A 13,010-nucleotide genomic window follows, 5' to 3' on the forward strand; every position below is an offset into this window, starting at 1 on the left:
GCTGTTGCCCTGCTGTTGCCCTGCTGTTGCCCTGCTGTTGCCCTGCTGTTGCCCTGCTGTTGCCCTGCTGTTGCCCTGCTGTTGCCCTGCTGTTGCCCGGCCGTTACCCTGCTGTTGCCCCGCGGTTGTCACGCACCTGCCGCCATAGCCAGGTCTAACGCCCATGGCATCCCCCGCCATGTGCGGCTAAAGTAGCGCATCCTCAACGACGAAGGTTCCGCGCCCATGTATCTCGGCATCGACCTCGGCACGTCCGAAGTGAAAGTCCTGCTGCTCGCGTCCAACGGCCGCGTAATCGGCACGGCAGGTTCACCGTTCACCGTTTCGCGCCCGCATCAGCGCTGGGCCGAACAGAATCCCTCCGACTGGTGGGACGGCACGCGGGCCGCCCTGTTCGCGCTGCGCGCCAAGCACCCCGACGAGTTCGCCCAGGTGCGCGGCATCGGCCTGTCCGGGCAGATGCACGGCGCAGTGCTGCTCGATGCGCAAGACCGCGTGCTGCGTCCGGCGATCCTGTGGAACGACATGCGCAGCGTGGAGGAATGCGCGGAGCTGACCGGGCGCGCACCCGAGCTGCATCGGATTGCCGGCAACCTCGCCATGCCCGGCTTCACTGCGCCCAAGCTGCTGTGGGTCGCGCGTCACGAGCCGGAGATTTTCCGGCAGACGGCAAGCGTGCTGCTGCCGAAAGACTATCTGCGGCTGCAGCTGACCGGCGACAAAGTGTCCGATCCATCGGATGCCGCCGGCACGCTATGGCTCGATGTGGCGAAGCGCGACTGGTCCGACACGCTGCTCGCCGCCTGCGACATGCGCCGCGCGCAGATGCCGCGGCTATGCGAAGGCAGTGAATCGTCCGGCATCCTGCGCGCCGACGTGGCTCGTGAATTTGGCCTGAGCGAGGGCGTGGTCGTTGCAGCCGGTGGCGGCGACAATGCGACGAGCGCTATCGGCATCGGCGCGACCCAGCCAGGCGACGGTTTCGTCTCGCTCGGCACCTCGGGCGTGCTGTGCGTGGTCGGCGACAGTTTCCGGCCCAATCCGGCCTCCGCCGTGCACGCCTTCTGCCACGCGATCCCGGACCGCTGGCATCAGATGAGCGTCGTGTTGTCGGCGGCCAGTTGCCTGCGCTGGGTCTGCAAGCTCACCTCCACCGACGAGCCCACGCTGCTCGCCGAAGTCGAAGCGCTCGCGCCCGAGGCATTGGTCAGCGCGCCGTTCTTCCTGCCTTATCTGTCCGGCGAGCGCACGCCGCATAACGACCCGTATGCGCAGGGCGTGTTCTTCGGCATGAATCACGCGACCGATCGCGCGCTGCTCGGCTATGCGGTGCTCGAAGGCGTCACCTTCGCGCTCACCGACGGGCTCGACGCCCTGCGCGCGGCCGGCACCGAGGCGAGCGCGCTCTCGCTGCTCGGCGGCGGCGCGCGCAGCAACTACTGGGCGCAACTGCTGGCCGATGCGCTGAACACCACCACCCGCAAGCACGGCGGCGGCGAGACCGGCGCCGCGCTCGGCGCGGCCCGCCTCGGCTGGCTGGCGGCGGGCGGCGATCCGGCCCAGGTGCTCAGCAAGCCGCCGGTGGAACTGGAGTTCACGCCGGACCCGGTGCGGCACGCCGCATTGCGCTCGCGCCTCGATGGTTTCCGCGCGCTATACCGGCATGTGCGGCCGCTGTTCGACCCGTCGCGCGAGCGGCTGGCTTAGGGATATTGTTCATGCCGGCATCAGCAGGCTGAACCGCTGCTATCGTCGACGCCAACCTCAAGAAGCCCATCGTGCCCAAGTCCAACGAAAAGCTCGATCTCGCCACGCGCGCCGCGTGGCTCTACTACGTGGCCGGCAATACGCAGAACGAGATCGCGGAGAAGCTGCAGGTCTCGCGCCCGGTCGCACAGCGGCTGGTCGCGTTCGCGGTCGAGAAGAACCTGATCCGCGTGCGCGTCGATCATCAACTCGCGGATTGCCTCTCGCTTGCCGGGCAGTTGTCGAAGCGCTATGGCTTGTCGATGTGCGAAGTCGTGCCGGTCGACAGCGACACGCCGGAAGAGATCGACCGCAAGCTGGCCGTCGCCGGTGCGCAGGTGATGGAGCGTTACCTGAACGAAGAAAAGCCGATGGTGATCGCGGTGGGCAGCGGCCGCACGCTCAAGGCGGCGGTCGATCAGATCGCCCAGCTGGAGCGTCCGCAGCACCGGTTGGTATCCATGGTCGGGGCGATCGCCCAGGACGGCTCCTCGAACCGCTATGACGTCGCGCTGCACATTTCGGAGAAGACGGGCGGCAAGCATTTTCTGCTGCCCGCGCCGCTGCTCGCCGATAGCGAAGCCGAGCGCGCGCAGTGGTGCAATCACCGCCTGTACCGGATCGTCGAATCGCTGACGAGCGAGGCGGATGTGGCGTTCGTCGGGATCGGCAACGTCGGACCGCATTGTCCGCTGCATGAGGACGGCTTTATTACGGCAGCCGAAGTGAAGGAACTGGTGCAACGCAAGGCGGTGGCCGAGATGCTCGGCCTGCCGATCGACGCCTCGGGTGCCCACGTCGACTCGCCGACCGGGCAGCGTGTCACCAGCGTGGCGCTGGATTCGCCGCCGCGGCGGCCCACGATCGGCTTCGCCGGCGGCGAGCGCAAACACGATGCGGTGATCGCGGTGCTCAAAGGCGGCTGGCTGTCGGGTCTCGTGACCGACGAGTTGTGCGCACGGGCGGCGCTGGAAGCCTGAAACCGGCATTCGCAAGGCGCGCGCACTTCAGGCAGGCGTGCGCGCCATCTTGCTTCAATCACATCACGCCGCCAGCACCTCGACGATCTTGCGCTGGAACGCCTTGCCATCGGCGTCGAACAGATGGCAATGCTCAGGCGTCGCGCCGAGCTTCTGCGTCTCACCCTTCGTATGCCGTTCGAGCGGCGGAATCCGCGCAATCAGCCCTTCCGGCGACACGCTCGACTCCGCATACAGATACGCCGCATCGCCGAGCGACTCGACCGCCATCGTACGTGCCGACACGCCGTCTTCCGACACGCCCACGTGCAGATGCTCCGGCCGAATCCCGACCGTCACCTTGTCGCCCTGTTTCACCGCGCCCGGCTCCACGGCCACGCGCTGGGTCTCGCCGGTTTCGTAGCGCACCGTGACGCCGTCGTGCGTGACCGACTGCACCACGCCTTCCATGAAATTCATCTTCGGCGAGCCGATAAAGCCCGCCACAAAGCGGTTGGCCGGCGCGTGATACAGCATGGTCGGACTGCCGACCTGCTCCACGTTGCCCGCCGACAGCACCACGATCTTGTCGGCCAGCGTCATGGCTTCGACCTGATCGTGCGTCACGTAGATCATGGTGGTCTTCAGTTCGTCGTGCAGACGGGCGAATTCCAGCCGCATCTTCACCCGCAGCGCGGCGTCGAGGTTCGACAGCGGTTCGTCGAACAGGAACACCTTCGGCTTGCGCGTAATCGCGCGGCCGATCGCCACCCGTTGCCGCTGGCCGCCCGACAACTGCTTGGGCTTGCGATCGAGCAGGTGGTCGATATGCAGGATCTTCGCGGCGTTGCGCACCGCCGCGTCGATCTCCGGCTTCTTGGTGCCGGCGAGCTTCAGGCCAAACGCCATGTTGTCGTACAGCGTCATGTGCGGGTACAGCGCGTACGACTGGAACACCATCGCGATGCCGCGCTTGGCCGGCGGTACATCGTTCACGCGCGTGCCGTCGATGTTCAGGTCGCCGCTGGTGATGTCTTCGAGGCCCGCGATCATGCGCATCAGCGTAGATTTGCCGCAGCCGCTCGGGCCGACGAACACCACGAACTCGCCGTCCGCGATGTCGAGATTGACGTCGCGCATCACTTCGTTGTCGTCGTAGGCCTTTCTGATGTTACGCAGCGTTAAGCTTGCCATGATGTGTCTCCGTGTGTTGCTCGTGTATTGCCGTACTACGTTGAACCAGCCGACTGCGTCTGCTGACGGCGCCGCTTGGCTCCGTCTATCGCAGCGCCTCCCTCAATGCGATTCCGCCGCTACCCGCAGCGTCCATTGCGCTGCCAGCGCGGGCAGTTGCTTCATGTCGTCGAACACGTGGCTTGCGCCCGCCGCGCGCAACGCGCCGATCTGCGCTTCGCTCGCGTGGCCGCCGCCGATAAAGGCGAGCACGGTCATGCCCGCCGCGCTTGCCGCCGTCACGCCGGTGACGCTGTCCTCCACCACGAGGCAAGCCGCCGCCGCGATGCCGAAACCCTGCGCCGCCGCCAGATACACGTCCGGGGCCGGCTTCGGCAGCGCCACCGAGTCCGCGCAATAGAGCCGGCCGCCAAAGAACGGCTCCAGACCCGTGCGCGTCAGCACCGTTTGCACATAAGCCTTGAAGCTGTTGCTCGCACAGGCCTTGATGAGCGGAATCTGCGCGAGCGCCTCGGCGATGCCGGGCACGGCGGGCGCCTGCATCGCCGCGGCTTCGACCGCATGACGGATCGCGTCCACATCGGCCGCGCTCAGACTCCGGCCGAGCTGCGCGGCGGCGTTTTCGAGCACCCGCTCGATGCGCAGCCCAAGCAGCGGCAGCACCACCGGTTCGACGTCGGTATCCGGCCAGCGCGCCTGCAACTCGTGCACCAGCATGCGTGCCGCCACGGCCTCGCTGTCGATCAGTACGCCGTCGCAATCGCAGATCAGCGCCAGCCGGACTTCATGCGCCGGATTGGTTGCCACGGGTTTCAATGTCACGGGTTTGACCGTCATTTAACCGCCCCGAACGTAAGCCCGCGCACCAGTTGCTTCTGCGACAGCCAGCCGACAATCAGGATCGGCGCCACCGCCAGCAGCGAAGCGGCCGAAAGCTTGGCCCAGAACAATCCTTCAGGACTCGAATACGACGCGATAAACACCGTCAGCGGCGCCGCGTTCGAGCTCGACAGGTTGATGCTCCAGAACGCCTCGTTCCACGACAGGATCACCAGCAGCAGCGCCGTCGAGGCGAGGCCCGGCAGCGACATCGGCATCAGCAGATAGACGATTTCCTGCCAGGTCACGGCGCCGTCGATACGTCCGGCTTCGAGAATGTCGCGCGGAATTTCGGCGAAGTACGTGAAAGTCATCCACACCGCAATCGGCAGGTTGATCAGCGTATAGATGATGATCAGCCCCGAGACGGTATCGAGCATCCCGGTGTTCTTCCACAGCAGATAGATCGGCACCAGCACGCCGACCGACGGCATCATCTTGGTCGACAGCATCCACAGCAGCAGACTCTGCGTGCGGCGCGTCGGAAAGAACGCCATCGCATAGGCGCACGGCACCGCGAGCAACAGGCACACCACCGTCACGCCGGCCGAAATCAGGATCGAATTGCCGGCGAACGAGAAGTAGTTGCTGCGCGCGAAGACCTCACGAAAACTGTCGAGCGTCGGAATGAAAAACAGCGACGACGCATAAGCCTGCTGCTCGGTCTTGAACGCGGTGATCGTCATCCAGAAGATCGGGAAGAACAGCAGCAGCGCGATCAGCCAGGCGAGCACGCCGGGAATGGCGCGCTTGAAGACGGCCCACGGCGCGTTCTTCGCAGAGGTCGCCGTCGAGGCGACGGGTGAAGCGGCAACGTGGCTCATTTTTCGTACTCCCCTTTGAGGTTCTTCGCGAGCATCCGCACGAGGAAGAACGACACAATGTTGGCCAGCACCACGGCGAGAATCCCGCCGGCCGAGGCCAGCCCGACGTCAAACTGTTGCAGGCCGAGCGCGTAGATCAGGTAAGACAGCGTGGTGGTCGCCGTGCCGGGGCCACCGCCGGTCGTCGTGTAGATTTCCGCGAAGATCGACAGCAGGAAAATGGTTTCCATCATCACCACCACCGCAATCGCCCGTCTCAGGTGCGGCAGCGTGATGTAGAAGAACATCGAGAACGCGCCCGCGCCGTCGATCTTGGCCGCTTCTTTCTGTTCCTGGTCGAGCGACTGGATTGCGGTGAACAGGATCAGGAAGGCGAACGGCAGCCACTGCCACGAGACAATCATGATGATCGCGGTGAGCGGATAGTCGGCGAACCAGTCGATCGGGGTCAGGCCAATGGCGCGCATGCCCTGTGCAATCAGGCCGTAGACCGGATGCAGGATCATGTTCTTCCAGATCAGCGCGCTGACGGTCGGCATCACGAAGAACGGCGCAATCGCCAGCAGCCGGGCAATGCCCTGGCCGTAGAACTTGCGGTCGAACAGCACCGACATCAGCACGCCGCCCACTACCGTGATCACCAGAGTGGCGACGATCAGCTCCAGCGTATGGAAGATCGACGGCCCGAACGACGGGTCGGTGGCGAGGTACTTATAGTTGTCGATGCCGGCAAAACCCTTTTCGTCCGGGTTGAGCAGGTTGTAATGCGTGAACGAATACCAGATCGTCATCGCCAGAGGGATGGCCATCCACAACACCAGTACGGCGGTAGACGGTGTCACCAGCCAGCGTGCGGACGCGGCCTTGCGCGATTCGCGCTCTTTTTCGGTCTGGGGATGGGCATGCATGAGAGGAAGGCGCAGAGGACGCATGATGTGACCACCTGTTCGGTAATGCGCGGGACACGCGCGGCTGGGGCCCAACCCGGGGCGCCGCCGGCCGCGGCGATGCAGGTGCGGCCGGAGCGTGACCCAGGCGTAACGGTTCAGCCGTGATGGCCCGCTTTGCTGCAAGGGCCGGCTGGCTGGCGCCAGCCGGCGTGTTTCACGTCACTTCAGATAACCCGCCTGACGCACGGCGCGTTCGGCGGTGGCCTGCCCGGCTGTCAGCGCCTGATCGACCGTCATCTGACCGGCCAGCGCACCCGAGATGCTCTGACCCACTACCGTGCCGAACGACTGGAACTCAGGAATGCCGACAAACTGCACACCGGTGTACGGCACCGGCTGCGCGGTCGGATGATTCGGGTCAGCCGTTTCAATCGCCTTCAGCACAAAGTCGGCAAAAGGTGCAGCCGCCTTGTACTCAGGACGCGCGTAGGTCGACTGGCGGGTTCCCGGAGGCGCCGAGGCCCAGCCTTCGTCCTTCGCGACCATCTCGATGTATTCCTTCGAAGTGGCCCAGGCGATGAACTTCTTCGCCGCGTCCGCCTGCTTCGACGACTTCGGAATCGCCAGCGCCCAGGCCCACAGCCAGTGCGCGCCGCGCGGCGTGACTTCGGTCGGCGCCGCCGCGAAGCCGACCTTGTCGGCGATCTGCGACTGCTGCTTGTTGTACAGCATGCCGGCCGCCACCGTGGCGTCGATCCACATCGCGCACTTGCCCGACGACATCAGCGTCAGGTTTTCGTTGAAGCCGTTCGAACTCGCTCCCGGAGGGCCGTCTTTCTGCAGCAGGTTGACGTAGAAGGTGATGGCCTTCTTCCACTCCGGCGAGGTGAGCTGCGGTTCCCACTTCTCGTTGAACCAGCGGCCGCCGAAGGTGTTCACGACCGTGGTCGCGTAGGCCATGTTTTCGCCCCAGCCCGCCTTGCCGCGCAGGCAGATGCCGTAGACGCCGTTGGCCTTGTCGGTGAGCTTGTCGGCGAACTGCTGGATCTGGTCATAGGTCGGCTGGTCCGGCATCGTCAGACCCTTCGCCGCAAACAGGTCCTTGCGGTAGTAGGTCATCGAGCTTTCGACGTAGAACGGCAGCGCGTACAGCGAGCCGTTGTACGAGAGCCCGTCGCGCGCCGTCTTCACGACGTCGTTCAGGTCGTAGCTGGGGGGCAGGTTCGTGAGCGGCGTGAGCCAGCCGCGCTTGCCCCATTGCGGCGTCTCGTAAGCGCCGATCGTCATCACGTCGAACTGGCCGCTGCCGGTCGTGATGTCGGTGGTGGCGCGCTGGCGCAGCACGTTTTCTTCCAGAATCACCCAGTTGAGCTTGATGTCAGGATTGGCCTGCTCGAACGCCGGCGACAGCTTCTTCAGCTCGATCATGTCCGGGTTGTTCAAGGTCGCAATCGTCACCGTCGCGGCCGACGCATTCAGCGCTGCGCACGCAACGGCAGCGGCGCTGATCGCCTTGAGCGCGGGTTTCATGGCTGCTTTCATCACATGTCTCCTTTCTAGTACGTTATGTTTTACTGCGTTGTCAGGCGAACGGGGCGGTGACAGCTTCCGTTAGCTCATCCAGTTGCCGCCGTCGACGTTCAGGGTTTGCGCGGTGATGTAATCGGCATCGGCGGAGGCGAGGAACAGCGCCGCGCCGGTCAGGTCTTCGGGCAGGCCCATGCGGCCAAGCGGCACCGCCTCGCCGACCAGACGCTTCTTCTCGCCCGGCTGGCGGTTCTCGTAGCGCGCGAACAGCGCGTCCACCTGGTCCCACATCGGCGTATCCACGACCCCGGGGGCAATCCCGTTGACGTTGATCTTATGCGGCGCCAGTGCGAGCGCCGCCGACTGCGTATAGCTTAGTACGGCCGCCTTGGTTGCGCAGTAGTGCGAAACCAGCGCCTCGCCGCGCCGGCCGGCCTGCGACGACATATTGATGATCTTGCCGCCGTGCCCCTGCTCGACCATGCGCTGTGCAACCGCCTGCATCAGGAAGAACATGCCCTTCACATTGACCGAGAAGAGCCGGTCGAACACGTCCCAGGATTCATCGAGAAGCGGCCGCATGTCGAATAGCGCCGCATTGTTGAAGAGGATGTCGATCTGGCCGAAGCGTTCCAGGGTGCTCGCGACGATGCGTTGAATGTCCTCGCGGCGCGTGACGTCGGCGCTCAGCGTCAGGACCCGGTCGCCCGCGGTTTCGCGCAACGACTGTGCAAAACTGTCGGCCGACTTCAGGTCGACCAGCACGCAGCGCGCGCCTTCGTCGAGATACCGCCGGGCCACCGCTTCGCCAATACCGCTTGCCGCACCCGTGAGGATCGCCACTTTCCCTTGCAATCGCGCCGCCACTGCGTGTCTCCGGTTCGTTTCGAGTTCCACCGCGCGGTGAGCGAACGCTCATCACGCGATCAATTGCTCTGTTAGTGATCGAATGATCGGATACGCATCCAGCCATGTCAAGACGGTTAACGAGATTTCGATGGTGCAGCGCGGCAGGACATGCGTGCTCATGCCACGGCCCTGCCCAGTACCCGCGGTAGCGTCCCCGGCAAGGCCGCGACGCACGGCGGCGGCGCTCCGCGGCAGGTTCGCGCTTGTCCTGAGCCACTGACAAATTTCGCAGATACGTTATATCATTGCATTCCCGCCACACCGCGACGCTCCCCGGCTCGGCCGGAAAGCCCCTCGCACCCAACTCTTAGCTTACGTAGCAGGGATACCAATGAAAAAACTCAGCTTGAAGTGGCACGCAGCGCGCCGTGCGCTCGGCCTGTCGAAGTATCTGGTGGCCAGCGCCGCCATGCTGGTCATCGGCCAGGCCGCTTTCGCGCAGAGCGCGAAGATCCAGGTGGTCGCCGCCGAAAACTTCTATGGCGACGTAGTGCATCAGTTGGGCGGCGAGCACGTGGACGTCACCAGCATCCTGAGCAACCCGGATGAAGATCCGCACCTGTTCGAAGCCAGCCCGAAAACCGCCCGCGCGTTGCAGCATGCGAGCCTTGTGGTCTACAACGGCGCCGATTACGATCCGTGGATGGCGAAGCTGCTCAACGCATCGAAGAACAACTCCAAGCGCACGATCATTGTCGCGGCCGACCTGATCGGCAAGAAAAGCGGCGATAATCCGCACCTCTGGTACAACCCGGCCACCATGCCCGCGGTAGCGCGCGCCGTGACCGCCGCGCTCGAAGCGGCTGACCCGGCGAACAAGTCGGCGTACGATGCGAACCTCGCGACGTTTCTCGATTCGCTCAAGCCGATCGACGCCAAGGTCGCCGAACTGCACGGCCGCTATGCGGGCCTGCCGGTGACGGCCACGGAACCGGTGTTCGGTTATATGTCGGACGCGATCGGCCTGTCGATGCGCAATATGCGCTTCCAGATGGCGACGATGAACGACACGGAAGCGAGCCCGTCGGATATCGCAGCGTTCGAGCGCGATCTGCGCGAAAAGCGCGTGCGCGTTCTGATCTATAACAGCCAGGCAACCGAGGCCCTGACCAAACGCATGTTGAAACTCGCCCAGCAATCGCACGTGCCGACCATGAGCGTCACCGAGACGGAACCGGCCGGCAAGAACTACCAGGTGTGGATGCTCTCGCAACTGGACGCGCTGAGCGCGGCGCTGGCTGCTGGCGACACGGGTGCGGCGGCGGGCAAGTAAAGCGGCAAGTAAAGCGGCAATCAGGCGGCAACTGAGCGGCAACTGAGCAGCAACTAACGGAACCACGTAATGAATCTGACTGGCCGCACGCCCTCCCAGGCCACGCCCGTTCTCGAACTCGAGAACGTGACGCTGGAACTGGGCGGTCGTGCCATCCTGCGCGACACCAGTCTGCAGGTGAATCAAGGGGAATTTATCGGCGTGCTCGGGCCGAACGGCGCGGGCAAAACCACGCTGATGCGTGCCGTGCTCGGCCTCGTGCCGGCCGCGCAAGGCACGATCCGCGTGCACGGACAGCCGGTGATGCGCGGCAACGCGTCGATCGGCTACATGCCGCAGACGCGTGCGGCGCTGGCCGGCCGCCGGGTGCGCGGCCGCGATTTTGTGGCGATGGCGGCCGACGGCCACCGCTGGGGCCTGCCGCACGCCGATGCGAAAACCCGTGCCGACGTGGAACGCGTGCTGGATCTGGTGGGCGGCCGGGCTCTCGCGGCGCGGCCCTTGTCGGAACTCTCCGGCGGCGAGCGCCAGCGCCTCCTGCTCGCGCAGTGCCTGCTCGGCAATCCCAAACTGCTGCTGCTCGACGAACCGCTGATCAGCCTCGATCCGCATCATCAGAAAGGCGTGGTCGAACTGGTGCGCAACGTGCAGCAGGAGCTTGACATCGCGGTGCTGTTTTCCGCGCATGAACTCAATCCGCTGCTGCATGCGCTCGACCGCGTGCTGTATCTGGGCAGCGGCGTGGCGGCACTCGGCACGGTCGACGAGGTGATCACGAAGCCGGTGCTGTCGCGGCTCTACGGTTCGGCTATCGACGTCATGCGGGTGAACGGCCGCATCTTCGTGATGTCGGGCGATGTAGAAGTCGAAAAGCACGATCACGAACACGAAGACGACGCCCACGATCATGGCGGCGCGTCGGGCCACGGGCATACGCACGGTCACGCGCATGGCCATGCGCATGGTCACACCCCTGGCCATCATCACGCCTCACGCGACGGACACACCAACGATGTTTGAATACGATTTCATGGTCAACGCGTTCGCGGCGTCGGGGATCGTCGCGGTGCTGGCGGGGATTGTCGGCTACTTTCTGGTGATGCGCGGGCAGACCTTTGCGGGCCACGCGCTCTCGCACGTGGGCTTTACCGGGGCAACCGGCGCTGTGCTGATCGGCATCTCGCCGATCTGGGGGATGATCGGCTTTACGCTCGCGGCCGGTGTCGGTATGGGCGCGCTCGGCGAAAAGCTTGCCGGCCGCGATGTGGCGATCGGCGTGATTCTCTCGCTCGCGCTCGGCTTCGGGCTGTTGTTTCTGCACTTCTTTACCGCTTATGCGACCCAGGTGACGGCGCTGCTGTTCGGCAATGTGCTCGGCGTGAATGCGTCCACGCTCGGTGTGCTGGCCGGACTCGGCCTGCTGAGCCTGCTGGCGCTGGCGGCCATCATGCGGCCCTTGCTGTTCGCCTCGCTGCAGCCGGAGCTGGCCGAGGCCAAGGGCGTGTCGCTGCGGCTCGTGTCGATGCTGTTCCTCGCCATCGCCGCGCTGGCGGTGGCGGCGTGCACGCAGATCGTCGGCGTGCTGCTGGTGTTCACGTTGATGGTGGGACCGGCGGCAGCAGCCCAGAACCTCACCACGCGACTCTCCACCGGGCTCGTGCTTGCGGCGCTGCTCGCGCTGGCGCAAGCGTGGCTCGGGCTCACGCTCGCGTTCTATACGGATTGGCCGACGAGCTTCTGGATCACCGCGCTCGCGGCTCTGGTGTATGGCGGGAGTCTGCTGGGGCGGCGGTAAGAATGGCCTGAGTGGCGCGGTAAGCCTCCTCGCTCGCTGCTCCGCTCACGTTGCGCTGCAAGCGGCACGCGCCGACCTGCACGCGTGCCGCCCAGGAAGCCAACGCATCAGGCCAGCAACACCTTGGCATGATGCGCGATGTGATCCTCGATGAAGGTCGAGATGAAGAAGTAGCCATGATCGTAGCCCTCATGGCGACGCAGGATCAGCGGCTGCCCTGCCACATGGCAAGCCGCTTCGAACACTTCCGGGTGCAACTGCTCGGCAAGAAACTGATCCGACAGTCCCTGATCGATCAGAATCCCCTCGGCGAATGTGTGCGACGCGCTCGCCACCAGTTCGCTGGAGTCATACGCTTTCCAGGCCGCACGATCCGCACCCAGATAGCCGCTGAACGCCTTCTCGCCCCACGGACAGCGTGAGGGCGCCGCGATCGGCGCGAACGCCGACACCGAGCGGTAGATCTGCGGATTGCGCAGCGCCAGCATCAGCGCGCCGTGGCCGCCCATCGAGTGGCCGAAGATGCCAAGGCGCTCACCATCCACCGGCAGGTTGGCCAGCACCGTCTCACGCAGTTCGTCGCGCACATATGAGTACATGCGGAAGTGCTTCGACCACGGCTCCTCGGTTGCGTCGACATAGAAACCCGCCCCCACGCCGAAGTCCCACGCCGCGCTTTCACCGGGAATGCCGGCACCGCGCGGGCTGGTGTCCGGCGCGATCAGCGCAAGACCGTGCTGCGCGGCAAAGCGCTGCGCGCCCGCCTTGATCGGGAAGGTCTCCTCGGTGCAGGTGAGCCCGGCCAGATAGAACAGCGCCGGCACCTTCGCCGCACCGGCCTGCGCACCGTGAACAGCCTGCCCGGCCTGCGGCGGCAAATACACCGCAAAGCGCATCGGCAGGCCGGTCACCTTCGAGTCATGCCTGTAGATACGTTGCACGCCGCCGTAGCAGGCGTGAGAGGCTAGCAGTTCGAGCATCGCACGCTCCCCGGGTTGCAAGGCGAATCCAGCA

General features: G+C 65.0%; 12 protein-coding genes. 5 read left to right on the forward strand and 7 right to left on the reverse strand.

Annotated features, from left to right (window positions below):
• Positions 1-225: 225 nt before the first annotated feature.
• Positions 226-1,707: a xylulokinase gene (gene xylB / locus FFS45_RS23195; protein WP_137956971.1), complete on the forward strand. Its 1,482-nt coding sequence runs from the start codon at positions 226-228 to the stop codon at positions 1,705-1,707.
• A 71-nt stretch (positions 1,708-1,778) separates the two neighbouring features.
• Complete coding sequence (locus tag FFS45_RS23200; RefSeq protein ID WP_137956972.1) at positions 1,779-2,726, forward strand: sugar-binding transcriptional regulator; 948 nt, start codon at positions 1,779-1,781, stop codon at positions 2,724-2,726.
• Between the two features lie 63 nt (positions 2,727-2,789).
• Here FFS45_RS23200 and ugpC read toward each other — a convergent pair whose 3' ends face one another.
• From ugpC to FFS45_RS23230, 6 genes are all read right to left on the reverse strand, one after another.
• On the reverse strand, positions 2,790-3,899 hold the full coding sequence (gene ugpC / locus FFS45_RS23205) for a sn-glycerol-3-phosphate ABC transporter ATP-binding protein UgpC (protein WP_137956973.1): 1,110 nt from the start codon (positions 3,897-3,899) through the stop codon (positions 2,790-2,792).
• 102 nt (positions 3,900-4,001) lie between these two features.
• Complete coding sequence (locus tag FFS45_RS23210) at positions 4,002-4,736, reverse strand: HAD family phosphatase (RefSeq protein WP_137956974.1); 735 nt, start codon at positions 4,734-4,736, stop codon at positions 4,002-4,004.
• Entirely contained in the window at positions 4,733-5,602 is an 870-nt protein-coding gene (locus FFS45_RS23215) for a carbohydrate ABC transporter permease (RefSeq protein ID WP_137956975.1), read from the reverse strand. The genes FFS45_RS23210 and FFS45_RS23215 overlap by 4 nt, the downstream gene beginning before the upstream one ends.
• Positions 5,599-6,534, reverse strand: coding sequence for a sugar ABC transporter permease (locus FFS45_RS23220; protein WP_137956976.1), 936 nt, complete (start codon positions 6,532-6,534; stop codon positions 5,599-5,601). The genes FFS45_RS23215 and FFS45_RS23220 overlap by 4 nt, the downstream gene beginning before the upstream one ends.
• A gap of 177 nt (positions 6,535-6,711) precedes the next feature.
• Entirely contained in the window at positions 6,712-8,034 is a 1,323-nt protein-coding gene (locus FFS45_RS23225) for a sugar ABC transporter substrate-binding protein (protein WP_137956977.1), read from the reverse strand.
• A gap of 69 nt (positions 8,035-8,103) precedes the next feature.
• Positions 8,104-8,886, reverse strand: coding sequence for an L-iditol 2-dehydrogenase (locus tag FFS45_RS23230; RefSeq protein ID WP_137956978.1), 783 nt, complete (start codon positions 8,884-8,886; stop codon positions 8,104-8,106).
• Between the two features lie 373 nt (positions 8,887-9,259).
• Here FFS45_RS23230 and FFS45_RS23235 point away from each other — a divergent pair, with 373 nt between their 5' ends.
• The 3 genes from FFS45_RS23235 (at position 9,260) to FFS45_RS23245 (ending at position 11,996) form a co-directional block, all read left to right on the forward strand.
• Positions 9,260-10,201 carry a metal ABC transporter solute-binding protein gene (locus tag FFS45_RS23235; RefSeq protein WP_137956979.1) on the forward strand — a complete coding sequence of 314 codons (942 nt, stop codon included), beginning with the start codon at positions 9,260-9,262 and terminating at the stop codon, positions 10,199-10,201.
• A 69-nt stretch (positions 10,202-10,270) separates the two neighbouring features.
• Positions 10,271-11,221 carry an ABC transporter ATP-binding protein gene (locus FFS45_RS23240; protein ID WP_137956980.1) on the forward strand — a complete coding sequence of 317 codons (951 nt, stop codon included), beginning with the start codon at positions 10,271-10,273 and terminating at the stop codon, positions 11,219-11,221.
• A complete protein-coding gene (locus FFS45_RS23245; protein ID WP_137956981.1) occupies positions 11,214-11,996 on the forward strand; it encodes a metal ABC transporter permease in 783 nt (260 codons plus the stop codon). The genes FFS45_RS23240 and FFS45_RS23245 overlap by 8 nt, the downstream gene beginning before the upstream one ends.
• Positions 11,997-12,103: 107 nt before the next feature.
• Here the strand turns inward: FFS45_RS23245 and fghA are convergent, their stop codons facing one another.
• Positions 12,104-12,976: an S-formylglutathione hydrolase gene (fghA, locus tag FFS45_RS23250; RefSeq protein ID WP_137956982.1), complete on the reverse strand. Its 873-nt coding sequence runs from the start codon at positions 12,974-12,976 to the stop codon at positions 12,104-12,106.
• Positions 12,977-13,010: the final 34 nt, after the last annotated feature.

This window comes from Burkholderia sp. 4M9327F10, assembly GCF_005503145.1.
Classification (GTDB): domain Bacteria; phylum Pseudomonadota; class Gammaproteobacteria; order Burkholderiales; family Burkholderiaceae; genus Paraburkholderia.

Bases quoted from the DNA above. Each gene is read 5' to 3' on its own strand.
- xylB (WP_137956971.1), top strand. From the start codon at position 226: ATGTATCTCGGCATCGACCTCGGCACGTCCGAAGTGAAAGTCCTGCTG.
- ugpC (WP_137956973.1), bottom strand. From the start codon at position 3,899: ATGGCAAGCTTAACGCTGCGTAACATCAGAAAGGCCTACGACGACAAC.
- FFS45_RS23210 (WP_137956974.1), bottom strand. From the start codon at position 4,736: ATGACGGTCAAACCCGTGACATTGAAACCCGTGGCAACCAATCCGGCG.
- FFS45_RS23215 (WP_137956975.1), bottom strand. From the start codon at position 5,602: ATGAGCCACGTTGCCGCTTCACCCGTCGCCTCGACGGCGACCTCTGCG.
- FFS45_RS23220 (WP_137956976.1), bottom strand. From the start codon at position 6,534: ATGCGTCCTCTGCGCCTTCCTCTCATGCATGCCCATCCCCAGACCGAA.
- FFS45_RS23225 (WP_137956977.1), bottom strand. From the start codon at position 8,034: ATGAAAGCAGCCATGAAACCCGCGCTCAAGGCGATCAGCGCCGCTGCC.
- FFS45_RS23235 (WP_137956979.1), top strand. From the start codon at position 9,260: ATGAAAAAACTCAGCTTGAAGTGGCACGCAGCGCGCCGTGCGCTCGGC.
- FFS45_RS23240 (WP_137956980.1), top strand. From the start codon at position 10,271: ATGAATCTGACTGGCCGCACGCCCTCCCAGGCCACGCCCGTTCTCGAA.
- FFS45_RS23245 (WP_137956981.1), top strand. From the start codon at position 11,214: ATGTTTGAATACGATTTCATGGTCAACGCGTTCGCGGCGTCGGGGATC.
- fghA (WP_137956982.1), bottom strand. From the start codon at position 12,976: ATGCTCGAACTGCTAGCCTCTCACGCCTGCTACGGCGGCGTGCAACGT.